The organism is Flavobacterium fragile (genome assembly GCF_023634865.1).
Lineage (GTDB): Bacteria > Bacteroidota > Bacteroidia > Flavobacteriales > Flavobacteriaceae > Flavobacterium > Flavobacterium fragile.
In genome coordinates this window covers 257,374-281,514 of sequence record NZ_JAMLJN010000002.1, presented here as the reverse complement: position 1 = coordinate 281,514, position 24,141 = coordinate 257,374, and the positions used below count along the sequence as shown (strand labels likewise).

Sequence of the window (24,141 nt, the reverse complement as noted above, 5' to 3'; positions counted from 1 at the left end):
AGAATTTAGAAAATAGACAAACCTGCAAGGTTTTTAGAACCTTGTAGGTTTTTTATTTTAGAATATATTTCAAAATAAATTATTGCAAATACTCCCAAAAATTATCTTTATTTACCACTAAAGTTTCTTTCGGATGATATTTTTCTGTGAATGATTTTGTGAAATTTACTTTTTTATTAGGATTGTATTTAATTTCATAAGCAGAAATTTCTCCTTCGTTTATTTCAATAAAATCAATTTCTGCTTGTTGCGTATTTCTCCAGTAATGTGTTTTACCATAAAACCCTTTATAGTTAAGTTGTTTTATTTTTTCGCTGATAAAGAAATTTTCAAACAAAGCACCTACATCCTGTCTGCTTTGTAATGGATTAAATTGTCCAATAATAGCATTTCGTATTCCGTTATCATAAAAATAGATTTTTGGTTTTGCTGTAATTTCGTTTCTTTGATTCGTTGAAAATGGATGCAGTCTAAAAATAACATATACTTTTTCAAGCAAATCGATATAATTGATTACTGTCATTCTATCAACGCCTAATATTTTTGCCAATTCATTGTATGAAACTTCACTACCTAGTTGTAATGCCAAGGCGTTTAACAATTTCATTAATAAATCTGGTTTTTTGATATTGACTAATTCTAAAATATCTTGGTACAAATAACTCCCTGAAAGTTGTAAGAGTATCTTCTTTTTATTTGAATTTGTAACTACTTCTGGATACATTCCATAAATTAAAAACTCTTCTAATCTACTAAATGCATTAGAAAACGAATAATGATTTTTAATTTCACTCCACGACAAAGGAAATAATTGATGCTCCCATTTTCTTCCCGTTAATGGTTCATTAATCCGATTACCTAAATCAAGAGAAGAAGAACCCGTTAATATAAATTGTTTATTTAATTTTGCATCTACAAGCATTTTAATCGTTAAACCAATATTTTCTATACGTTGGGCTTCATCAATGACAATGGTTTCATAGTCCATAACCATTTGTATCAAAAATTGAAAATTAGCATTGATTAATTGTAATCTAGTTTGTGGATCATCTCCATTAAGAAACAAGGTTTTTTTGTCTTCTACTATTTTTTGAATTAAGGTTGTTTTACCTACTTGTCTAGGTCCAATAACAACAATAGCTTTCTTATTGTCGCAATCGGTTATTAAATTTTGAGTTATAGTTCTTGTTATCATATTACAAATATAATAAATTATGATTATAACCACAAAATATTATAATTTTTTAGGGTTTAAACCGCAATAAATTCTATTTTACAGAAGTTTATTATTATGGATGATAAAGGGAATGATTTCTTTTCTGCATTGAGTCATTAGGAATTTATTCCATAAAATAAACCCTGATAAAGTTTAAAACTCTAACAGGGTTTTTATTTTCTCCTGCAAGGTTTCCAAAACCTTGTAGGTGTTTTTTAATTTATTTAATATTTGATTTTATCCTATTTTATTAGCTCAATTTTAGTTATTTTGTTAATCGGATAATCATATTCTCCCTCAACAGTAATCCAATGGATTTTAAATTTTTTGTTAACATATAATTTATTTGGTCCATTATCTCCAATTAAGTTGTAGGTTTCAGGTATATCCGTAAAATAATATTCTTTACCATTATCATCAGTAAAAGTATAACTATCATTTTCGATGTATTCATAATTTTTATATTGAGCAAATAACTTCTTCTCATTGCTTTTGGAAGTTATAATTTCTTTTGTTTTATTATTATCAGGATTTAATTTCACATCCTTTGTTGAAACAACAGAATCTTTATCATCAATAGAAAGAATTTTTTTTATTTTAAGAAATTTTTCAGGAGACAAAGTTAAATTAGAAAAATGAACCCAACTAGGTCTACCGTCGTCTGTTAATCCAGCACCTGTAATTTGACATCTTATTGTATTAGGTCTCTCATTATCGATTATTTCAAAAGAAAACATTGCGGCATTTGAAGAGCCATCAGTGTCCCAATCAGCTATTATTTCGTAAGTGTTATTTGAATGATTTTCTTTTAATTCAAAATTTGTTAGCTTACCATCTTCAACAGCATCATATCCTAATGCAGAATAGTCTACTCTACAAAAACTTCCATCTTTTTCTAACTCTATTAATGCTTCTCCGTAATCATATCCAGATCTATGAGTGCCTTTAAATAAAAAACCGCTAACTTTCAAACATTCTTCAAGCTTTGTTTCTGCTGAACTTTGACAACCTACAACTATCAAAAGTAAGTTGAATAAAATAATTTTTGAAATTATTGATTTCTTTTTCATACTATGTGTTTATTGTTAATTTACTATATAATTTTATTCATTTCTAATAAATTTACATTCATTATTTTCCCATTTATAAATTATAGTCTTTCGAAGTGTCTGAGGCGAACTATAGATTGAACCTGGGTCGTAAACATCATATTCACACCTATATTCATCATCTCCTATATATTCAACACTTATGCTTTTAACCTCCATACCCATACTCTCCGCTTTTTGTATTTGCCAAGCCTTTATTTCTTTTTCATGTCCAGAACCATCAAATAAAATGCTCAAACCAAATGAACCAAAAGCTAACAATAAAAAAAATAATAAATAGTATATAGTTTTTTTTGAAAAGTTTTTAATGTAGAGGTTATATATGAAATATCCAATGCCAATCAATATTAATCCATAAGCAATATAAATGCCTAAATATTTAAACAAATAGTATATGGCAGAAACTGCTATTAATATCGAAAGCACAATGCTTCCAATTGATGAATTATTATCTTTCATTATGTTTATTTATTTTAATCCATTTATTCTATCATTATTGTCTTGAATCTCTTCTTCTAATGTTCCATAAATACCATCATTATTAATATCTCTTAACTCAGTGTCATTTATGCCATCTCCATCTGTATCAATCCACATAGATTCTGAGGGTTCTGATTTAGTTAGATTTTCAGTGCTATTATCACTAATTTCATCCAAAAAATCAACCCCTAATAATTTTAAAATTGAGTAAACAAAACCAACTTTTGCAAGAACTGAAATAATTTTTTTCATAATATAATTTTTAATTATTCTTTGGATATATTCCTACTATATTTACAATTCTATATTCATCATCAATCCATACTGCAAAAACTTTAGTTTCATAAACTTTAGTTTCAAATTTATATGCAAGAACACCTCTGATTGTTTCTCCCACTCCTTTGCTTTTAGTTTTATATTTAAAATCTAAATACTCAATTTTATTCCATTCTATTTTTTCTTCATTATTTTTTACTATAATTTCATTTTGATTATCTAATATCTCTTTTAAATATTCTTCGCTATTCCCTAAATTTTTTGCTTCATTAATTGAAAGTAAATAATTTGAATAGGTATCCTTGTCCATTTTAGTAATATCCTTTTTAAGAATTTCAAACGCCTGTTCCCCTATTTGATTAGGTTCAGTTATTTTTTTGGTACAACTAGTAATAAAAACAATTATAGCTGTTAAAAATAAAATTTGCCTTTTTTTCATGATTTAATTTTTATTTTGATTATTATTTTTAGAAATTATTTTATCAAGTGTGTCATTTGGAAAAACATCTAGAACAAGTTTAGCAACATATGGGCAATGTTGTGTTTGAGGGCATTCTTCCCAGTGTGTTAATGAATAATAACCAACTGCTCTTAAATTAACTTTATTATGAGTTTTTAAATAATTAGCTCTATTAATAACAGCAATTATTAATGAATTATCAATGGTGGCTTCTGTTTGTTTTTCAACAGTAAATCCATATTTTATTTTCAATTCGTCATTCAAATAAGAAAATTCAAAATAAGTTTCTTCACCAAGCGTTTTACATTTTTCCATAAAAATTTACATTTCAAACAAAAATACCCCACAACCTCAAAAAAACTTTCAAAAAAATTTCTTAATTTGATTAATTTATTCTAATTTTGAACTATTAATTCCTGCTATTATGATACGACAACCTGAAATCAAGATCAAACAAATTCGTGAATTGAAGAATTTTACGCAAGAATATGTGGCGCAACAACTGGGCTTATCTACCCGTGCGTATAGTAAAATTGAAACCGGAGAAACACAATTAACGATTAATCGATTGAATGAAATTAGTGCTATCTTAGAAGTTCAACCAATGGAAGTTTTAGGGTTTGATGATAAAAAAATTTTCAATATTAGCCATTCAACAGGAAATAACGGTTATAATAATATTATGTATCCTGAAAAACTTATTCAGCAGTATGAAGAAACCATTCAATCGTTAAAAGAACAAATTGCGGTGATGAAATTGTTAATGGGTAAATAATTATGTTTTTTGTCAAGCTGAACTCGTTTCAGCTTCAAGTTTTAGAGATTCTGAAACAAGTTCAGAATGACAAACTATCCGCAAACCACTGAATACTTCAAACTGAACACTGAACACTTTCAAGTCTACTCCACAAACAACACCAATCCTTTTAAATAATGGCCTTCTGGGTGATAAATATTCGTTGGGTGATCGGGTCCTTGCTCTAATTTGTGTAAAACTCGGATATTTCTTCCGGTTTCTATGGCAGCTGCGGCAACGGTGTTGTAAAACAACACATCGTCAATGACTTGAGAACATGAAAACGTGAATAAAATTCCGTTTGGTGCTAAGGCTTTTAATCCGGCAATATTTAAACGTTTATAAGCTTGTGTTGCGGTGTGTTTACTTTTGATGCTTTTCGCGAAAGCGGGTGGATCCAATACAATCACATCATAAATTTGATGGTTTTCTTTCATGAAATTGAACACATCATCTGCAATGGCTTTGTGATTGGCGTTTGGAAAATTCAATTCCATATTACTTGCTGCTAAATCCACCGCTTTTTGAGAAATATCTACTGAAGTTACCAATTCAGCTCCAGCACTCATGGCGTAAAGTGAAAATCCGCCTGTGTAGCAAAAGGTGTTTAATACTTTTTTGCCTTTTGAGAATTCGCCTAATAATTTACGGTTTTCTCGTTGGTCTAGGAAGAAACCTGTTTTTTGTCCTTCAACCCAATTAACGGAAAACAAAATGTTGTTCTCTTTTGCAACTGCTTCTGCTTTGTTTCCGAACAAGAAATAATCAGTTCCTGTATTGGGTAAAGTTCCTGAACTTTTGCAATAAATCGTTTCGCAATACTCTGGAAAATTGGATTTTATGGCTTCAGCGATTTTATCCATTTGAAGGAAAACTCCGGTAGAATGGGCTTGAATCACCCAATTTTTATCATAATAATCAATAATCAATCCTGAAATTCCATCGCCTTCTCCGTGAATTACTCGGAACGCATTGGTAACTTCAAAATCCAATATTTGGGTACGTAAATACCAAGCCGATTGTAGTTTGTCCTTCCAAAAGTTCTCAGAAAAAGTTTCATCGCCGAAAGTCAAAATTCGAACTACAATACTTCCTTTGTCGCTGAAATATCCAGTTCCTAAATGATTGTTTTTCGAATCGACTACATCCACCATTTCGCCATCGTTTATTTCGCGACTCACGCCATAAACCGCACCACTGAAAATCCAAGGATGACGACGTTGAATAGATTTTTCTTTGCCTGATTTTAAAATTACTTTTGGTAAGCTCATTTATTTGAAAATATTACCGCGGATTCGCAGATTATTATTTATTTTTAGGAGGTTTCTTTATTGAAAAAAAGCAGATTCACAGATGTTTAAAATTGTAATCTGTGAATCTGCGGTGAAATTAAAATTTAATATTAATCGATTTTCATTTCAGGAATATCTCCATCAATGATTAAATCAGCTTCAGTTGCTTTGATGATGTCTTCTACTGAAACACCTGGTGCGCGTTCTAACAATTTAAAACCTTTTGGTGTGATTTCTAAAACCGCTAATTCTGTTACGACTTTTTTCACACAACCAACACCGGTTAAAGGAAGCGTACATTTTTTCAATATTTTCGATTCTCCAGCTTTGTTAACATGCATCATGGCTACGATAATATTTTCTGCCGAAGCTACTAAATCCATAGCGCCACCCATACCTTTTACCATTTTTCCTGGAATTTTCCAGTTGGCAATATCTCCGTTTTCAGAAACTTCCATTGCTCCTAAAATCGTTAAATCTACTTTTTGCGCACGAATCATTCCGAAACTAAATGCTGAGTCAAAAAAACTTGCTCCTGGTAAAGTGGTAATTGTTTGTTTTCCTGCGTTGATGATATCCGCATCTTCTTCTCCTTCAAAAGGGAAAGGTCCCATACCTAAAACTCCATTTTCCGATTGAAATTCAACTGAAATATCCGTGCGAACATAATTGGCAACTAAAGTTGGGATTCCGATTCCTAAGTTTACATAGTAACCGTCTTTCACTTCTTGTGCTATTCTTTTTGCGATTTGATTTTTATCTAATGCCATGATTAACTTCTTTGTCTAACAGTTCTTTGCTCAATTCTTTTCTCAAATTTCTCCCCTTGGAAAATACGATTTACCATAATTCCTGGAATGTGAATTTCGTTTGGATCTAATGTTCCTGCCGGTACTAATTCTTCTACCTCTGCGATAGTAATTTTAGCGGCTCCAGCCATCGGCGCATTGAAGTTACGAGCGGTTCCTTTGAAAATTAAGTTACCTGCTTCGTCGCCTTTCCATGCTTTTACGATAGAGAAATCAGCTTTATAGGCATGTTCTAAAACGTGCATTTTTCCGTTGAATTCACGAACTTCTTTTCCTTCTGCAACTTCAGTTCCATAACCTGCTGGTGTGAAGAATGCTGGAATTCCTGCTTGAGCAGCACGGCATTTTTCTGCTAAAGTTCCTTGTGGTGTTAGTTCTACTTCTAATTCACCTGACAACATTTGACGTTCGAACTCTGCATTTTCTCCCACGTAAGAAGAAATCATTTTCTTGATTTGACGTTTTTGTAATAGCAATCCCAATCCGAAATCATCCACTCCTGCATTGTTAGAAATACAAGTTAAATTAGTTACATTTTTGCGAACTAATTCTGCAATGCTATTTTCAGGAATTCCACAAAGACCAAAACCTCCTAACATAATAGTCATTCCGTCTTGGATTCCTTCTAAAGCTTCTTGAACGTTATTTACTTTTCTAGATATCATATTTTGGTTTGTTGTTATTTATAATCCGAATTCATCCATATTAGGTTCGTCTGTTGGAACAGCAGTCGTATCTACCACTTTTTTGGGCGTCCAACAATCCACCTTAATTTGTAAATCTTCTGGGCGTTCAAATGCTTCTTTTGATACATCTAAATCGCTATCCGCATAACATTTTTTCATAAAGATTCCCCATATCGGTAATGCTGTGGTAGCCCCTTGTCCCATATGTGTAGAACGAAAATGCGCTGCTCTATCTTCATTTCCAACCCAAATTCCAGCAGCTAAATTAGGCACCATTCCAATAAACCAACCATCTGAGTTGTTTTGAGATGTTCCTGTTTTTCCAGCAATTGGATTTCCAAAACTATAATCGTATTGGATAAATCCACCACCGCCCCATTTTAATCGAGCTCCAGTTCCTGATTGTGTTACCCCTTCCATTAATTTTACAACGGCATAGGCAACATCTTTGTTAACCACATCTTTTGTAACAGGCATTGGTTGGTCAATTACTACTCCATTCTTATCTTCAATTTTAATAATGAAATTAGGCTTTACATAAACTCCTTGGTTAGCAAAAGTACTCATAGCGCCTACCATTTCTTCAACAGTAATATCCACAGCTCCTAACGCAATGGAGGGCTGAACAGGAATTTTAGAGGTAATTCCTAATTCTTTTGCCATATCAACTACCGCTTGAGGTCCAACTTTATCAATCAATTTTGCTGAAACGGTATTCACCGAATTGGCTAGTGCTTTTTGTAAGGTGATAGTTCCTCTATAATTTCCGTCGGAATTTTTTGGAGACCAATCGGCATCAATTCCCCATTTTCCTTTTGGCATGGTAAAATAACTATCGATAATTGAATCGCATGGCGACATTTGTAATTGTTCCATAACTGTTGCATACACAAACGGTTTAAATGTTGAACCTACTTGTCTAGCTCCTTGCCCAACGTGATCGTATTGGAAATATTTATAGTTAACCCCTCCTACCCATGCTTTAATATGACCTGTTCGAGGTTCCATAGCCATCATTCCCGTTTGCAAGAAATGCTTATAATAAATGATGGAATCTTTAGGTGTCATAATAGTGTCTTTTTCTCCATCATAAGTGAAAATCTTCATTTTTGCGGGTACTGAAAACGATTTGATAATTTCGTCTTCGGTTTTTCCATTCAAATCCATTTTTCTCCAACGCTCTGAATTTTTCATCGCTTGGTTCATGATTTGTTGCGTTTGTTCTGGAGTAATATCAACAAAAGGAGCGTTTTCTTTATCTTTCATTCCTTTGAAAAACTCTTTTTGAACATTTTTAAGATGTTCGTAAACCGCTTCCTCGGCATATTGCTGCATTTTGGAGTCAATGGTAGTGTAGATTTTTAAACCGTCACGATACAAATCATATTCGGTTCCATCGGGTTTTAAATGATCTTTAACCCATTTTTTCATGTAATCTCTTAGGTATTCTCTAAAGTAAGTTGCACTTCCTTCTGAATGACTTTCGGGTCTGAAATCTAATTTGATGGGGAGTTTACTAAGCTCCTCTTTCTGGGCTTCAGAAAGTGCACCGTTTTTCACCATTTGGCCTAAAACAGTATTTCTTCTGTCTAAAACTAATTTGGCTCTTTTTTTACGATTTGGATTGTAAAGCGAAGGGTTTTTTAACATCCCAACAAACAAAGCCGATTCTTCAATAGTTAAATCTTTTGGTTCTTTATTCATGTAGATTTTAGCTGCTGAACGAATTCCAACCGCACCATTTACGAAATCTACTTGATTCAAATACAAAGCAATGATTTCTTGTTTGGTATATTGACGTTCCAATCGAATGGCAATGATCCACTCTTTTACTTTTTGAATTACCCTGAATAAAATGAATTTTGAACCTTCACCATGAAACAAGTTTTTAGCCAACTGCTGGGTTAAAGTACTCGCTCCACCATCTCTACCTAATCGAACAACTGCTCGTAATGTTCCTTTGGCGTCAATTCCTGGATGTTCGTAAAAACGTTCATCTTCGGTAGCCACTAATGCCTTTACTAAGTGCTGTGGTAATTCTTCGTATTTTACAGGCGTTCTGTTTTCTTTAAAGAATTTCCCAATCACTACTCCATCGGAAGATATAATTTCAGTAGCCACATTTGAATCTGGATTTTCTAAATCATCAAACGAAGGCATTTTTCCAAAAAATCCCCATGAAGCAAAAAGGAATAATAAAATTACTCCTAAAAATCCGTACGCGAATAATTGCCAAAATTTTCTTTTATACTCTGAAAAATCGTTTGTATTTGCTTTGTTACTAGCCATACTATTTTATTTTTTCAATTCTTAATCCTAATTCTGTAATTCCTTTAAGCTCAGAAACACCATCTACTTTTCCGGTTTCTCTTACTGCTTGAACCACCTCAACATTATATTTTCCAGCCCTCTTGAACTTGAAATTTTCTAAATACCATAATTTGCTTTCCTTCACATCTGAAAAACCTTCTCCTAACAAAGTTCCATCTGGATTTGCCATCAAATACTCTAACGTATCCACTTTAATCGTTGGTTTTTTTCCAGGCTCTTTCATGGTTACAATTAAATACATGTTGCTAAACGGATAATCATTATTGTTTCTGACATTTAAAAACAAATGATATGGATTTACAGTATCTTTTTGTTCAAATGTAAAACGTAAAGTATCTGATTTTTTCCAAGAACCATCTAACTTTTTATATTCGCTAAAAAATTGCTTTTCATCGCATGAGAAAAAAAGCATCACTAGCATCAGTAACCCAATGAATTTACTCTTTTTTAGGTTCATTTTTAAAATTTGAAGGTTTACGTTTTTTATTTTTATTATTTTTCTTTCTCTTTGGTTGGTCAAAACGTGTTAAACTGTCTTGTCCTACTACATTTTCGAATTTTTTCTCTACTTCCTGAGTGCTTTCTACTACATAATCTTCCAATGCTGCAACGCGTTCTTTTTTCTTGTTGATTGCTACGATTTCTTTTACTTTAGAAACAGGTAATACCAGCCATTGTGCAGGAGCATTCGCATAAGCAAACCACATAATTTCTTTGAAAATATCTACTTTTTGGCAGTATGCATCTCCTTTTTCGGTGTACAATTTGGTATCCATATCTGGAAAATCTTTCAAAGCATCCAAATACGTATCCAATTCATAATTCAAACAACATTTTAATTTACCACATTGTCCCGCTAATTTTTGTGGATTTAATGATAATTGTTGGTAACGAGCTGCTGAAGTATTGACACTTCTAAAATCGGTCAACCAAGTTGAGCAACAAAGTTCTCTTCCGCATGAACCTATTCCTCCCAAACGAGCGGCTTCTTGACGGAAACCTACTTGTTTCATTTCAATTCTAATCTTGAATTCTTGAGCAAATTCTTTGATTAATTGACGGAAATCTACGCGATCGTTTGCTGTGTAATAAAACGTAGCTTTAGAACCATCTCCTTGAAATTCTACATCCGAAATTTTCATTTCTAATTTCAAATCGATTGCAATTTCTCGAGCTCGCATACGAACGATTTCTTCTTTATTTCGAGCTTCAGTCCAAATATCAATATCGCGTTGTGATGCTTTTCTGTAGATTTTAGCTAATTCCTTATCTGGATTTTCGCCTTTCTTTTTCATTTGAATTTTTACCAATTCACCCGTCAAAGTCACAATTCCAATATCATGTCCTGGTGAAGCTTCGGTTGCTACGATATCTCCAATAGCTAACGTTAGCTTTTCTGTATTTCTAAAAAATTCTTTTCTTCCGTTTTTAAAACGAATTTCTGCTGCATCAAATGGCTCTTGACCACCTGGCAACGTCATGTTTGACAACCAATCGAAAACCGAAAGTTTGTTACAGCTATCGGTGCCGCAAGTCCCGTTATTATTACATCCTTTTGGTGTGCCATCTTTTGCACCCGTGGAACAGTTTGTACATGCCATAATTTTGAATATATGTTGATTGTCCGTTTGTTGGACTACGTTTCTAAAATGTTTTTGAGCGTAAAGATATTGATTTTTTGTGGAAACTTTCAAAAATCAATATCGAAGTTCGCCAAAAAGAAAAAACCTATCTCATAGTTAAACGAAATAGGTTTTCATATAGTATTGTAAAACAAAAATTTAGGTTTCTTTTACGGTAATAATATGTACCGGACAAGCTTTTGCAGCTAATTCACAATTTTCAACAATCGTATGGTCAGCCGATTTTAAAGTGTGAAAACCTTTGGCGTCAACTGATTTAATTAATACTGATTTTCCGTCTTTTTTGGACATTTGAAATTGTGCAGGTGCCATTTCAACACAGTAATTGCAACCAATGCATTTGTCTCTTTGTAGCGTAACAATGACCATTAGTTTTCTACAATTTTATACATTTTGTCCGATAAACGAATGCGGAATGGCACTTTTAAAGTACAACTATCGCCTTTGGTAGCTTTTTCAGAAGTCACATCATTAACAAAGAAATCTTCTAAAATTAATTCTTGCGCTCCTGTTGACGGACCTGTGATTAAAATTTTATCGCCTTTTTTAATGTCGTAAGCTTCAATTTTGAATTCGGCTATACTTGATTTTGGAAAATAATGCATTCCTTTCCCAACGTAAACTTTTTTCTGAGTCGCATTAGAACCTGGATTGTCTGACCATTCACCTAATTTTTGTCCCAAATAATAACCACTCCAAAAACCACGATTGTAAACGGTTGCCAAAGCTTCCATCCAAGTATTGATTTTTTCTTTGGTAAATGTTCCTTCGTAATAGGAATCGATAGCTTCACGATAAGTTTTTGTAACCGTTGCTACATAATCTGCTGCTCTTCCGCGCCCTTCAATTTTCAATACTTTGATACCCGAATCGATAACTTGGTCCAGAAAATCTAAGGTACATAAATCTTTTGGGGACATCATGTATTCGTTGTCAAGTTCGATTTCAAAACCACTTTCTTGATCAATAACCGTATATTTTTTACGACAATTTTGTTTGCAAGCACCTCGATTGGCAGAGGAATTGTGCGAATGTAAACTCAAATAACATTTCCCAGAAACTGCCATACACAAAGCACCATGACCAAAGATTTCGATTTCAACCAAATTACCACTTGGCCCTTTGATTTGGTCTTTTTCGATTTGTTCTGTGATTTTTTTCACTTGGCGCAAACTCAACTCGCGAGATAATACAATTGTATCGGCAAACATCGCGTAGAATTTTACGGTTTCGATATTTGTTACATTTAATTGTGTAGAAATATGCACTTCCATTCCCATCGTGCGAGCTGTCATAATCACGGCCTGGTCTGAGGCAATTACCGCTGTAATTCCTGCTTCTTTGGCTTTAGCTAAAAGTGTTTTTACAATCGATAAATCGTGATCATAGATAATCGTATTTAAAGTTAGATAGGTTCTAACATTTTTTTCGTTGCAACGACGCGCAATTTCTGGTAAATCGTCTAAAACGAAATTCACTGTTGCACGAGCTCGCATATTTAATTGTTCGACACCAAAGTAAATCGAATCACATCCATTATCTAATGCTGCTTGAAGCGATTCGAAATTTCCGGCAGGCGCCATTAATTCAATTCTTCCAGAAGTTGTCATTAGCTGATGATTTTAAATAATTTATCTGATAATCGCACTCTAAAAGGTAAAGCAAAAGTTACTTTATCACCTGGTTTTGCTTGATTGGCTTCCGTTCCATTAACAAACATTTTTTCCACAACCAATTCCTCATTTCCAGTAGTAGGTCCTGAAATTAATATCTTGTCTCCTACATTCAATTCGTTATTTTCGATTTGAAAAAGGCCTACTTGAGCTTTAACGTAGTAATGTTGAGCTTTTCCTAAAATCACTTTTTTAACTTTGATTTTTTGGCGAATATCTTTAACCGGTTTCACTGTTGCAATTGGAGCATCAGGCAATTCACCTGATTTTTTAAATTTCAACGCTTCGGATTTTCCTTTACGGAATACTTTATTTCCAACTTGTTTTCCGCTTCTCAATTTTACTTGTTCGGCTAATGGTAAATGTGTCATTTCTAAACATTCGGTAGAACAGCAATTTTCCATGGCTGCTTTACATTCGTCACATTGAATAAACAATAAATGACAACCATCGTTTGCACAGTTGGTGTGATTATCACAAGGTTTTCCACATTGATGACATTGCGAAATAATATCTTCAGTAATTCGTTCTCCTAAACGATTATCAAATACGAAATTCTTACCAATAAATTTACTTTCCAAACCTTCCTCTTTGATTTGTTTGGCGTAATTGATGATTCCACCTTCAAGCTGAAATACATTTTTAAAACCTTGATGTTTGAAATACGCAGATGCTTTTTCGCAACGAATTCCTCCGGTGCAATACATCACTAGGTTTTTATCTTCTTTGAAATCTTTTAACTGCTCGTTGATAATAGGTAACGATTCACGAAAAGTTTCTACGTCTGGAGTAATAGCTCCTTTAAAATGACCTACTTCACTTTCGTAATGATTTCTGAAATCTACCACAATCGTGTTAGGATCTTCTAAAATTTCATTGAAAGCTTTGGCATTTAAGTGAACTCCTTTATTGGTAACATCAAACGTTTCGTCATTTAAACCATCGGCTACAATTTTATGACGCACTTTGATTGTTAATTTCAAAAATGAATGATCGTCTTGTTCTACGGCAACATTCAATCGAATACCACGCATGAAATCATATACTTCTAAAGTTTCGCGAAAAGCTTCAAAATTTTCTGCTGGCACACTCATTTGAGCGTTAATTCCTTCGTGAGCAACGTAAATACGGCCCAGTGCATCGAGTGCATTCCAAGCTAGAAATAAATCATCACGAAATTTTTTAGGGTCTTCAATTTTGGCATACGCATAGAAAGACAACGTTAATCGTTGTTTACCCGCTAAATCAATTAGCTCTTTTCTTTCTTCTGCGCTTAAGGTGTTGTACAGTTGCATGCTATAAACGTTTAAGTGAGAATTATGTTATGAATTCTAAATGGAAGAATTCGGGCACAAAGGTAATAAAATTGATTAAAAATCAAATCTTTAATAGCCCATCAAAACATATTAACATTTTTTGTATCGAATAAAAAAAAATGTATTTTTACGAAAAATATTTTATTATGAGCTCAGATAAAGACGCAAAATTAAAAGCCTTACAACTAACATTAGACAAACTTGACAAAACGTACGGAAAAGGAACCGTAATGAAATTAGGTGATAGCGCTGTTGAAGAAGTAGAAGCTATTCCGTCAGGTTCATTAGGTGTTGATTTGGCTCTTGGAGTAAATGGTTACCCAAGAGGAAGAATCATAGAAATCTACGGACCGGAATCGTCAGGTAAAACCACGTTAACATTACACGCCATTGCAGAAGCTCAAAAAGCGGGTGGAATTGCAGCATTTATTGATGCTGAGCACGCATTTGACCGTTTTTATGCTGAGAAATTAGGGGTTGATATTGACAATTTAATTATTTCGCAACCTGACAATGGTGAACAAGCGTTAGAAATTGCCGAGAGTTTAATTCGCTCAGGAGCAGTTGATATCGTTGTTGTTGACTCGGTTGCTGCTTTAACTCCAAAAAGCGAGATTGAGGGCGACATGGGAGATTCTAAAATGGGATTACATGCTCGTTTAATGTCGCAAGCTTTGAGAAAGTTAACAGGTACCATTCACAAAACCAATTGTACCGTATTTTTCATTAACCAGTTACGTGATAAAATTGGGGTAATGTTTGGAAATCCAGAAACCACAACAGGTGGAAACGCATTAAAATTCTATGCTTCGGTTCGTATAGATATTCGTAAATCGACACAAATTAAAGATGGCGAAAACGTAATTGGAAATCGAACTAAAGTTAAAATCGTTAAGAACAAAGTAGCGCCACCATTTAGAACAGCTGAATTTGATGTTATGTACGGAGAAGGAATTTCTAAAGTAGGTGAAATTTTAGACTTAGCCGTAGAATTTGAAATAATCAAGAAAAGTGGCTCTTGGTTTAGTTATGGAGAAACTAAGTTGGGTCAAGGTAGAGATGCTGTGAAAGTGTTAATTAAAGACAATCCAGAATTGATGGATGAATTAGAACAAAAAATAAAAGAAACCATCAAAGAAAACCATGGTTAACAAATTATCCCGATTTTTTCGGGATTTTTTTTGGTCTAACGCAACCTTTTTATGAATTTAGAATCTAACAAATATAACTTTGAGATTAAATGAAAAGAATAGTTTTACTTTTAAGCCTTTTATTTCTTCTAAATTCTTGTGAATTAGATGAAAACAATTTTTATGTAGATATTTTGCCTGTTCATTCTGTTGAAATGCCTACAGAATTTGTATTAGGAGAAACATATCAAATTACCATGCAATATTATAGGCCTACAAATTGTCATTCTCCTTACGGAATTTATTACGAAAAAGACCTTAATGTTAGAACATGTGCCATTAAAAATTTAGTTGAAGAAAGAGGTAATTGTGCTCCTGTGGAAAACATATTGGTTGAAGAAACATTTAGCTTTCATGTTACCAATACGGGTAATTATGTTTTTAAATTTTGGACTGGAAAAGATAATGAAGGAAACGATACTTTTATGACCTATGATATTCCTGTAAACTAATAATAAAGAAATTGATTATAGAGCAACTTATACATGAATGTTGTAACAATAATACAAAAGCACAAGAACAACTTTATCGCCTTTTAGCGCCAAAATTGTTTTCTGTTTGCTTAAAATATTCGCGTAATTATGAAGAGGCTCAAGATAACTTACAAGAGAGTTTTTTAATTCTTTTTGAGAAAATCAATCAATATAAAAATATAGGATCTTTTGAAGGTTGGGCAAAACGTGTCGTAATCAATTATATTCTTCAACAATATAGAAAACAAAATGTCTTTGAAATTATTTCGGAGAAAATAGCGGTTGATGAAGATGAAATAGAAGTAGATGAGGAAAATATTAGTATTGAATTTCTAACACAAATTATTCAGGAATTACCAGATCGATATCGATTAGTTTTTAACCTATATGTTTTAGATGGTTATTCGCACAAAGAAATTGCAGAAATGCTCAAAATTAATATAGGAACATCAAAATCTAATTTAGCTAGAGCGAAAGCTATTTTGAAAAGCAAAATTGAATCAAATAAAAATTTTGAGATAAAAAAAAGTAAATGAAAGACAACAAAAATATAGAACGTCTCTTTCAAGAGAAATTTAAGGATTTTGAAGCCATTCCGCCTCATAATTCTTGGGAAATCATTGCTGATCGATTGAAAGAGAAAAAAAAGAAAAAAAGAGTGATTCCTTTTTGGTTTCAATTCTCTGGAATTGCTGCTTCATTGTTTATAATTGGTGCTTTGATTTGGAATTTTTCTGATAACACAAAATCAACAGATTTCAAAAATCCTGAAAATTCTACTGTAAACACTAATAATAAATTCGATAATTCCGGTATTCCGTTAAAAAACGAAACTGTTGTTAGTGGTAGAAATACAAAAAAAGAAAATTCGGAAGCACAAAAAGTTAATCAAACAACACAAATTCAAAATGAAAATTTAAATAACCTTAACATAAAGTCTAAGAAACAAAGAGTTGTTGCAAATCAAAAATCAGAAAAAGAAAATAAGACGAATTCAAATTTTAAAATTATTCCATCAACGAAAATCTCAAAAGAGAAAAATTGGGTAGCTAATTCTGAAGAAAAACAAAAGAAATCAAACAACAAAAGAAATAACATCTTAAAAAACCAAAAAGAAAATAAATACGTATTTAAAAATGAAGTTTTAGTTGACAATTCTGGTGAAAAGAAAAAGTCAGAAATCATATTTAAAAACAAATCATTTAATGAAACATTGATTTCAAAAAATGACGAACATACCAAAAAACATAACTCTATTTCGAATAAATTAGAGATTAAAGATAGTACACTAGTGGCTGAAATTTCAAAAGAAACAAATCCATTAGAGGAATTGCTTAAAGAAAAAGAGAGTGGGAAAAATGCAGATGAAAAAGAAAAAAGAAGTAAATGGGCGATTAGCACTAATGCATCGCCTGTTTATTTCAATTCTTTAGTACAAGGATCTTCAATAGATGATCAATTTAATGCGAATAGTAAAAATTACACTACAACTTTGAGTTATGGAATTGCAGGAATTTACGAAATAAATAACAAATTAAGCGTTAAAGCTGGAGTGAATAATATTAATCTTAGTTATAGTACTAATGATGTTATTTTTAATGCAAAAATGACTACCATAACAAATAATATTCCAACAATTTCCAGAAACGCGGCTACTCAAAACATTGAATTCTCATCAAAATTAAATCAAGTTGAAACACTTTCTGGTGATGTAGAAAATGTTATGATTGAAAATAATGTAGGCGCATTAGAACAAAATATTAGTTACATCGAGGTACCTCTAGAACTCAGTTATAAACTTATAGACAAAAAATTTGGCATTGAAGTAATCGGTGGTATGAGTACATTATTTTTAAATCAAAACAACATTTCATTATTAGCCAACGGTATCCAAATGGAAGTAGGAAAAGCAAATAATTTAAACAGCATACATTTTAGTAGTAATGTCGGTTTGGGTTTTAGATATAGTTTCTGGAAAAGCTTTAATGCCAATTTCCAACCTATGTTTAAATACCAAATCAATACGTTTAGTGAAAATTCCAGCAATTTTAAACCTTATTTTATTGGTTTATATACTGGAGTTAGTTTTAGTTTTTAAGCTTTTTTGGTTAAGCTTAAATTTACAGTTAAGTTAAGTGTTTCATTCTAAAAAATGAAACTGAAAAAGTCCAATTGATTTGGACTTTTTTTATTTATTATCATTAAGTAACGGTTGTAAAATAATTTGTCTAACCTGATTTTTTAGCGTGTTTTTGTCTTCCAAAGTTTTGCCTTTAGTTTCAATTATTGGATAAATTTTAGCACGCATTCTTCCTGGACTTCCACTAAAAAAAGTATACGAAAAACGTTTTTTATTATCGAAAAAGACCATTGGAACAATTGGCAAACCATGTTCTAAAGCAATTCTGAAAGCACCGTCTTTAAATTCATCTAACACAATATGTTCTTCTGGAACGCCACCTTCTGGGAAAATACAAATGCTCAATCCTTGGTGAATTCTTTTTTGAGCACGTTCAAAAACTTGATAACGACTTTTGCTATTACTTCTGTCAACTAAAATACAAACGCGTTTATAAATAAATCCAAAAATCGGAATCTTAGCCAATTCTTTCTTTCCTACAAAAACAAACGGATGGTTTTTAACGGCAATCAACATCAACATAATATCGGTCATTGAAGTGTGATTAGCAACTAACATATAACTTTTACCATCTTCAAAAACTTCATCGCCTTCTATTTTGTAATGGAATCCCATTCCAATTAAAATGAATTTGGCCCAAATACGCGCAATTCTAAAAAATAACGGATAGGTCTTTTCACTTAAAATCGTTGCCAAAATAAACGGGAACAACACAATAATTGGAATTAACACTAAAATATAAAACCAAATGCGATATAAAAGGGTGAGCGGATATTTTAAAAATTTCATTTTCTTTAGCAAATAATATTCCCAAAAGTAATGATTTTCATAAAACTTACTCTTTTTAGTTTTGCCTTTTTACATTATCCTTTACCTTTGCAAAAAACAGTTGAAAAATGGCAAAAATCTTAACCGGAGTTCAAAGTACAGGAACCCCACACTTAGGTAATTTATTAGGCGCAATTATTCCTGCTATTCAAATGGCAAACAATCCTGATAACGAGTCTTTTCTTTTCATTGCCGATTTGCATTCGATTACGCAAATCAAAAATGGAGCAGAATTAAGACAAAATACGTATAGTGTTGCGGCGGCTTGGCTGGCGTGTGGTTTAGATACGAATCGTGTGGTTTTTTACCGCCAATCAGATGTGCCTCAGACTACAGAACTTTCTTGGTATTTGAGTTGCTTTTTTCCGTTCCAACGTTTAACATTAGCACATTCTTTCAAGGATAAAGCGGATAGATTAGATGATGTAAATGCAGGTTTGTTTTCATACCCAATGTTAATGGCAGCTGATATTTTATTGTATGATGCTGAATTTGTTCCTGTTGGAAAAGATCAATTGCAACATCTAGAAATTACACGCGATGTAGCTTCGAGATTCAATCACCAAATGGGTGAAACGTTTGTATTACCTGAAGCGAAAATCGATGAGCAAATCATGATTATTCCGGGAACAGACGGGCAAAAAATGAGTAAATCGAGAAACAATTTTATCAATATCTTTTTAGATGATAAAGCGTTACTAAAACAAATCAAAACAATTGAAACTGACAGCACGCCACTTGAAGAACCAAAAAATCCAGATACTTGTAACGTGTTTGCCTTATACAAATTATTAGGTTCTACTGATGAAGTGGCTGATTTACGTGCCAAATACGAAGCTGGAAATTACGGCTACGGTCACGCCAAACAAGCCTTATTTGAATTAATCGTTGAAAAATTCAAAACAGAAAGAGAAAAATACAATTACTACAGCAACAACCTAGAAGAAGTAGATAAATTATTACTTGAAGGTGCCGCAAAAGCAAGTGCTGTAGCAAATGGCGTTTTGAAAAGAGTTAGAGAGAAGTTGGGTTACTAAGAAAACTCAACTTTAAATAAAGAAAACCCTCAAAGTTTAGATGTCTAAATTTTGAGGTTTTTTATTTATCAAACCACCTCAAACATTTTTCCCGGCAAAGGTCGGATTACACCTTTTAATTCCATATTTAACAAAATGGAAGAAATTCTGTAAATCGGAAAATCACATTCTAATGCGATTATGTCCATCATTTCTTTGCCTGTTTTTTGGAGGTAATTGTAGATGATTTGCTCTTCTTCAGTTAAGGTGACGAACAATTGTTTTTGTACTACTTTTTGAGATTCGCGTTGCAATTCCCAATTTAAAATATACACCAAATCAGCTGCCGAAGTGAGCAAATTAGCACGTTGCGTTTTAATCAAATTATTGCAACCTTGACTGTATTTATCCGTCGTTCTTCCTGGAACTGCGAAAACGTCTCGGTTGTAATCGTTGGCTAAATTAGCGGTGACTAACGAACCGCCTCTTTCGGCACTTTCAATTACGATGGTAGCTTCGCTAATGCCGGCCACAATACGATTTCTTTTGATGAAATTTTCTTTATCGGGATTGCTGGTGCTCCAAAATTCGGTTAAAAAGCCGCCGTTTTGTTCCATTTTTGCCATGTACTTTTTGTGGGTTTTCGGATAAATTTGATTCAATCCGTGAGCTAAAACGCCGATAGTTTGTAAACCACTTTCCATAGCCATTTGATGGGCATAAATATCAACACCGTAAGCAAAACCACTAACAATTATGGGATTTAAAGGTGAAATTTCTTCAATCAATTTCTTAGTAAATTCCATGCCATACGTCGTGATTTGACGTGTGCCGACAATACTAATAATTCTTTGGTTTTGTAAGTCTATATTTCCGGCTTGGAATAAAAGTACGGGACTGTCGTAGCAATGTTTTAATCGTTCGGGATAGTTGTCCTCCTGAAAATAAGTAGTGGAAATATTTTCTTGTGCTATGAATTGAAGTTCCGCTTCCGCTTTTGCAAATACCGATTTGTCTTGCAAATTTTTAATTACAACCGAACCAATGCCGTCAATTTTTTGAAGTTGGGATTTTTTTGAAGCGAAGACTTCTTCTGCGTTTCCGCAGTATTGGATAAGTTTTTTGGCGATTACATCTCCTACTCCTTCCACTTGCATGAGCGCAAGTGTGTGGTATAATTCTGACTGTGTCATGGCGTGTATAAAATTTATTTGGCGTATAATTGAACAACAAAAATAGTTCTTTTTAGCAATAATCCAAAAAAGAAAATGGAAACATTTCTAGCCCTGATTGTAGTGGAAATCCTTTTTTTTGTTGACTAAGGTTCTCGAAGGCAACAAAAAAAAGATTGTAACGTAAAGCAGGAACAAGGAAACCAAGAAAGCCCAAGCCATTCGCTTCCAATTATTTACAGTAAAAATCGCAATTGTTAATAATTTTTGTTGATAAAATTTTGATATTGCTATTGATTATCTAACTTTGTTGTTATGCAGATAGAAAAACACATATCCGACTTATTATATCGTTATCAGTGCGTTACTGTTCCTGGTTTTGGTGCGTTTTTAACCGAAACTGTGTCCGCGCACGTTACGGGAAGCGCAAGTTCGTTTTTTCCACCTAAAAAAGTGGTTTCGTTTAATGCGAATGTAAAAAACAATGATGGTTTATTAGCAAATCATGTGGCATTGCAAGAAAAAATGTCCTACGAATTAGCGGTAATCAAAATTGGTGATGTGGTGAACGAGTGGACGTATTTGTTGCAAAACCGCAATCGTGTGGTGTTGAAAAACATTGGCGAAATTTCGGTGAACAATGAAATGAATTGGGTTTTTGAACCAGCGAATACCGTAAATTTCTTAACGGATTCGTTTGGATTAACTCCTTTTGTTTCTCCAGAAATTACAAGAGAAGTTTTAAAGCAAGAAGTAGCAGCTTTAGAAGAAAAAGCGCCAATTATTTTTACACCTGAAAGAAAAAGAGATTACTCTTATTTGAAATATGCTGCAATTTTTGTGGTGATGTTAGGCGCTGGTGGTTTTGGATATAAAACCTACTATGACCAACAAATTGAAACCAAAACTTTAGCGGTTCAGAAAAAAGTTCAAGAAAAAGTACAACAACAAATTCAACAAGCTACTTTTGTAATTAGCACTCCGATTGAAGCCGTTGAATTAAGTGTAGCTGCTCCAACTGAAGAAAAAATGCCTTATCATTTAGTAGCTGGCGCTTACAGAAGTGAAGAAAATGCCAACAAAGCTATTGCCGAATTAAAAGCAGCAGGTTTTGAAAATGCTAAGATGCTTCCAATGAACAAACACAATTTATATCCCGTGGTTTACGGAAGTTTCAAGAACTTAAACGAGGCTCAAACGGAAAGAAAAAACATTCAAAAATCGCATAATGCTGAAGCTTGGTTGTTAATCGAATAAATTTTTAACATTTTGTATAAAAATTATTGAAATCCCAATTTTGGGATTTTTTTTTGCATTTAATTTTAAAATTCCTCTTTATCTTTGCAAAAAAAACAATGCAACCAAAATTTCCTTCAGAATCGGTAACTACTTTAACCGACTTAGTTTTACCAGGTGAAACGAATCCATTAAACAATTTATTTGGTGGTGAATTGCTTGCTCGTATGGACAGAGCGGCGAGTATTACTGCAAGAAGACATTCGCGTAGAATTTGTGTGACGGCATCGGTGAATCACGTGGCGTTTAACAGAGCTATTCCGTTAGGAAGTGTGGTAACTGTAGAATCTAAAGTGTCTAGAACATTCAACACTTCTATGGAGATTTTTATTGATGTTTGGATTGAAGACCGAGAATCGGGAATTAAAAACAAAGCAAACGAAGCGATTTATACTTTTGTTGCTGTTGACGAAACCGGAAGACCAGTTCCTGTTCCACCAATTATACCTGAAACAGAATTAGAAAAACAACGTTACGAAGCCGCATTAAGAAGAAAACAATTAAGTTTAGTCTTAGCTGGGAAAATGAAACCAAATGAAGCAACCGAATTAAAAGCGTTGTTTATAGAATAAAACAAAAGCCTACTTTTAAAAGAGTAGGCTTTATGTTTAATTGGCATTTTCTAATGCATATTCGGGATAGGTTTCATTTAAATACTCTTCTGCTTTGGATGGGATTTCAAACAAAACGATATAGTCAACCAGATACATCGATACAATTAAAATACTGAAAAATAGAGCTTTGATTATTCCAATTTGTGAATCAAAATCAACATGAACTAATATTTGAATTGGGATATAACTCAATCCCGCAAAATTACTATAACCAAAAATCACTTCTTTAAAAAGCCATTTCTTTCCTGATGCTTTTGCTATTTTGTTATATTTTATTCGTTTAACAATTGTAGCCATCCAAAAAAACAATATGGCTACAACTATAAAAGAATTGATAATAATTCCTGCTTGTTTATTTATACTTAGTAACATGTAAAAGAAAACTCCAATTGCTGAAAAAGTAGCTACAATTTTAGGAATCGTAAAAAAAGCTTTAAAATGCTTCCAAACAATTTTATTATACCTTTTATTTAATGCCGCTTGACGTTTTTCTACTACATCCATAAACCCAAAAATTCCAAATTTATTAAACTCAATTTGCAAGGCATCTTCAAACGAAATTTTAGGATTTTCTTGCCATTGATGTTCAATAGCATTAGCTAAATGATCTACTAACTCAGTTTGTAAATCGTACCATTCTACGTAATGTTGACGAGTAAATTGGTAAAGACGGTCTATTTGTTCTGGTATGAGTTTCATAATAATTGATATTTCTTAACAAAGTGCTGATGCTTATAAAAAGAGTACATCAAAAATGGAGAGATTGCAATTAATACTAAAAAAGTTAAGACACTCATAAAGCTTGTATCCCAGAGAAAAACAAAGACAAAATAAAGCGTGAAAAGCCAAAAATTTTGATTAAACATATATGAATAACTAGTTTTAATTTTCTTAAAATAGATTATAAGTTTAAATGCAGAGAAAATTAAAAAACAAGAAATAAAAATCCAATTGAAAAAATTTACATATAGTGAATCATTTACAAAATCTTTTAAAAAATTGATATAAATTAATACTCCAAATAAAATTGAAACCGCCAAAGTAATATTGTAAATCAAAAATCTTTTAAAAAGTTGGTCAATAACAATTTTAGGAAAACTCCTTTTGTTACTAATTAATAAACTTTCTGTAAGAACTAATTTACTTTCCCATCGTTCTAAAACTAAAATAAATGCCGAATTGAAATCGGATTGATTCATTTCAATTTCCTCTTCAACTTCACAAGCAATATGATCCTTTATTTCTAATTTAAAATCAAGAAAATCTAAACCTAGTTTATCTAAAACAACATCTATTTTATCTATTTGTTCCACTGTCAATTTCAT

Annotated in this window: 27 protein-coding genes; 8 read left to right on the top strand and 19 right to left on the bottom strand. The window is 32.6% G+C overall.

Annotation, left to right across the window (positions count from 1 at the left end; translation table 11 throughout):
* Positions 1 to 79: 79 nt before the first annotated feature.
* From NAT47_RS03760 to NAT47_RS03735, 6 genes are all read right to left on the bottom strand, one after another.
* Positions 80 to 1,195, bottom strand: a complete 1,116-nt coding sequence (locus tag NAT47_RS03760) for an ATP-binding protein (protein ID WP_250580414.1) — start codon at positions 1,193 to 1,195, stop codon at positions 80 to 82.
* A 263-nt stretch (positions 1,196 to 1,458) separates the two neighbouring features.
* Positions 1,459 to 2,286: a hypothetical protein gene (locus NAT47_RS03755; RefSeq protein ID WP_250580413.1), complete on the bottom strand. Its 828-nt coding sequence runs from the start codon at positions 2,284 to 2,286 to the stop codon at positions 1,459 to 1,461.
* Positions 2,287 to 2,319: 33 nt separating this feature from the next.
* Positions 2,320 to 2,784 carry a hypothetical protein gene (locus NAT47_RS03750; protein ID WP_250580412.1) on the bottom strand — a complete coding sequence of 155 codons (465 nt, stop codon included), beginning with the start codon at positions 2,782 to 2,784 and terminating at the stop codon, positions 2,320 to 2,322.
* Between the two features lie 9 nt (positions 2,785 to 2,793).
* Positions 2,794 to 3,057 carry a hypothetical protein gene (locus NAT47_RS03745; RefSeq protein WP_250580411.1) on the bottom strand — a complete coding sequence of 88 codons (264 nt, stop codon included), beginning with the start codon at positions 3,055 to 3,057 and terminating at the stop codon, positions 2,794 to 2,796.
* Between the two features lie 10 nt (positions 3,058 to 3,067).
* Positions 3,068 to 3,520 carry a hypothetical protein gene (locus tag NAT47_RS03740; RefSeq protein ID WP_250580410.1) on the bottom strand — a complete coding sequence of 151 codons (453 nt, stop codon included), beginning with the start codon at positions 3,518 to 3,520 and terminating at the stop codon, positions 3,068 to 3,070.
* Positions 3,521 to 3,523: 3 nt separating this feature from the next.
* Positions 3,524 to 3,856, bottom strand: a complete 333-nt coding sequence (locus NAT47_RS03735) for a hypothetical protein (RefSeq protein ID WP_250580409.1) — start codon at positions 3,854 to 3,856, stop codon at positions 3,524 to 3,526.
* A 109-nt stretch (positions 3,857 to 3,965) separates the two neighbouring features.
* Between NAT47_RS03735 and NAT47_RS03730 the strand changes: the two genes are divergently transcribed.
* A complete protein-coding gene (locus tag NAT47_RS03730; RefSeq protein ID WP_250580407.1) occupies positions 3,966 to 4,316 on the top strand; it encodes a helix-turn-helix domain-containing protein in 351 nt (116 codons plus the stop codon).
* A 125-nt stretch (positions 4,317 to 4,441) separates the two neighbouring features.
* On the opposite strand, the gene NAT47_RS03725 is transcribed toward NAT47_RS03730, so the two are convergent.
* The 9 genes from NAT47_RS03725 to trhO all read right to left on the bottom strand — a co-directional run bounded on the left by NAT47_RS03725 (position 4,442) and on the right by trhO (position 14,066).
* Positions 4,442 to 5,608, bottom strand: a complete 1,167-nt coding sequence (locus tag NAT47_RS03725) for a class I SAM-dependent rRNA methyltransferase (protein ID WP_250580405.1) — start codon at positions 5,606 to 5,608, stop codon at positions 4,442 to 4,444.
* 131 nt (positions 5,609 to 5,739) lie between these two features.
* On the bottom strand, positions 5,740 to 6,399 hold the full coding sequence (locus NAT47_RS03720; protein ID WP_250580403.1) for a CoA transferase subunit B: 660 nt from the start codon (positions 6,397 to 6,399) through the stop codon (positions 5,740 to 5,742).
* 2 nt (positions 6,400 to 6,401) lie between these two features.
* Positions 6,402 to 7,103, bottom strand: coding sequence for a CoA transferase subunit A (locus tag NAT47_RS03715; protein WP_250580402.1), 702 nt, complete (start codon positions 7,101 to 7,103; stop codon positions 6,402 to 6,404).
* An 18-nt stretch (positions 7,104 to 7,121) separates the two neighbouring features.
* A complete protein-coding gene (locus NAT47_RS03710; RefSeq protein WP_250580401.1) occupies positions 7,122 to 9,413 on the bottom strand; it encodes a penicillin-binding protein 1A in 2,292 nt (763 codons plus the stop codon).
* 1 nt (position 9,414) lies between these two features.
* Complete coding sequence (locus tag NAT47_RS03705) at positions 9,415 to 9,912, bottom strand: gliding motility lipoprotein GldH (protein ID WP_250580400.1); 498 nt, start codon at positions 9,910 to 9,912, stop codon at positions 9,415 to 9,417.
* A complete protein-coding gene (locus tag NAT47_RS03700) occupies positions 9,893 to 11,056 on the bottom strand; it encodes a PSP1 domain-containing protein (RefSeq protein WP_250580399.1) in 1,164 nt (387 codons plus the stop codon). Before NAT47_RS03700 ends, NAT47_RS03705 begins: the two co-directional genes overlap by 20 nt.
* Positions 11,057 to 11,236: 180 nt before the next feature.
* A complete protein-coding gene (locus NAT47_RS03695; protein WP_250580398.1) occupies positions 11,237 to 11,467 on the bottom strand; it encodes a ferredoxin in 231 nt (76 codons plus the stop codon).
* Positions 11,467 to 12,708 carry a peptidase U32 family protein gene (locus tag NAT47_RS03690; RefSeq protein ID WP_250580396.1) on the bottom strand — a complete coding sequence of 414 codons (1,242 nt, stop codon included), beginning with the start codon at positions 12,706 to 12,708 and terminating at the stop codon, positions 11,467 to 11,469. The genes NAT47_RS03695 and NAT47_RS03690 overlap by 1 nt, the downstream gene beginning before the upstream one ends.
* Positions 12,708 to 14,066 (bottom strand): oxygen-dependent tRNA uridine(34) hydroxylase TrhO, encoded by a 1,359-nt coding sequence (gene trhO, locus NAT47_RS03685; RefSeq protein ID WP_250580394.1) that lies wholly within the window; start codon positions 14,064 to 14,066, stop codon positions 12,708 to 12,710. Before trhO ends, NAT47_RS03690 begins: the two co-directional genes overlap by 1 nt.
* Positions 14,067 to 14,233: 167 nt before the next feature.
* Between trhO and recA the strand changes: the two genes are divergently transcribed.
* The 4 genes from recA to NAT47_RS03665 all read left to right on the top strand — a co-directional run bounded on the left by recA (position 14,234) and on the right by NAT47_RS03665 (position 17,848).
* The gene (gene recA, locus NAT47_RS03680; RefSeq protein ID WP_250580393.1) at positions 14,234 to 15,238 is read left to right on the top strand and encodes a recombinase RecA; all 1,005 of its coding nucleotides are present in this window, start codon (positions 14,234 to 14,236) and stop codon (positions 15,236 to 15,238) included.
* Positions 15,239 to 15,327: 89 nt separating this feature from the next.
* The gene (locus tag NAT47_RS03675; protein ID WP_250580392.1) at positions 15,328 to 15,729 is read left to right on the top strand and encodes a hypothetical protein; all 402 of its coding nucleotides are present in this window, start codon (positions 15,328 to 15,330) and stop codon (positions 15,727 to 15,729) included.
* A gap of 11 nt (positions 15,730 to 15,740) precedes the next feature.
* The gene (locus NAT47_RS03670; protein ID WP_250580391.1) at positions 15,741 to 16,286 is read left to right on the top strand and encodes an RNA polymerase sigma factor; all 546 of its coding nucleotides are present in this window, start codon (positions 15,741 to 15,743) and stop codon (positions 16,284 to 16,286) included.
* A complete protein-coding gene (locus NAT47_RS03665) occupies positions 16,283 to 17,848 on the top strand; it encodes a hypothetical protein (protein WP_250580390.1) in 1,566 nt (521 codons plus the stop codon). The genes NAT47_RS03670 and NAT47_RS03665 overlap by 4 nt, the downstream gene beginning before the upstream one ends.
* A 90-nt stretch (positions 17,849 to 17,938) precedes the next feature.
* On the opposite strand, the gene NAT47_RS03660 is transcribed toward NAT47_RS03665, so the two are convergent.
* Positions 17,939 to 18,679, bottom strand: a complete 741-nt coding sequence (locus NAT47_RS03660) for a lysophospholipid acyltransferase family protein (protein WP_250580389.1) — start codon at positions 18,677 to 18,679, stop codon at positions 17,939 to 17,941.
* Between the two features lie 107 nt (positions 18,680 to 18,786).
* Here NAT47_RS03660 and trpS point away from each other — a divergent pair, with 107 nt between their 5' ends.
* Positions 18,787 to 19,755, top strand: coding sequence for a tryptophan--tRNA ligase (gene trpS / locus NAT47_RS03655; protein ID WP_250580388.1), 969 nt, complete (start codon positions 18,787 to 18,789; stop codon positions 19,753 to 19,755).
* A gap of 68 nt (positions 19,756 to 19,823) precedes the next feature.
* Here the strand turns inward: trpS and dprA are convergent, their stop codons facing one another.
* Positions 19,824 to 20,927, bottom strand: coding sequence for a DNA-processing protein DprA (gene dprA / locus NAT47_RS03650; protein WP_250580386.1), 1,104 nt, complete (start codon positions 20,925 to 20,927; stop codon positions 19,824 to 19,826).
* A 294-nt stretch (positions 20,928 to 21,221) separates the two neighbouring features.
* Here dprA and NAT47_RS03645 point away from each other — a divergent pair, with 294 nt between their 5' ends.
* Together NAT47_RS03645 and NAT47_RS03640 are read left to right on the top strand one after the other, a co-directional pair.
* Positions 21,222 to 22,163 (top strand): HU domain-containing protein, encoded by a 942-nt coding sequence (locus tag NAT47_RS03645; RefSeq protein ID WP_250580384.1) that lies wholly within the window; start codon positions 21,222 to 21,224, stop codon positions 22,161 to 22,163.
* Between the two features lie 98 nt (positions 22,164 to 22,261).
* Positions 22,262 to 22,774, top strand: a complete 513-nt coding sequence (locus NAT47_RS03640) for an acyl-CoA thioesterase (RefSeq protein ID WP_250580378.1) — start codon at positions 22,262 to 22,264, stop codon at positions 22,772 to 22,774.
* A gap of 36 nt (positions 22,775 to 22,810) precedes the next feature.
* Here the strand turns inward: NAT47_RS03640 and NAT47_RS03635 are convergent, their stop codons facing one another.
* Together NAT47_RS03635 and NAT47_RS03630 are read right to left on the bottom strand one after the other, a co-directional pair.
* Complete coding sequence (locus NAT47_RS03635; protein WP_250580377.1) at positions 22,811 to 23,515, bottom strand: hypothetical protein; 705 nt, start codon at positions 23,513 to 23,515, stop codon at positions 22,811 to 22,813.
* Positions 23,512 to 24,141 (bottom strand): hypothetical protein, encoded by a 630-nt coding sequence (locus NAT47_RS03630; RefSeq protein ID WP_250580375.1) that lies wholly within the window; start codon positions 24,139 to 24,141, stop codon positions 23,512 to 23,514. The genes NAT47_RS03635 and NAT47_RS03630 overlap by 4 nt, the downstream gene beginning before the upstream one ends.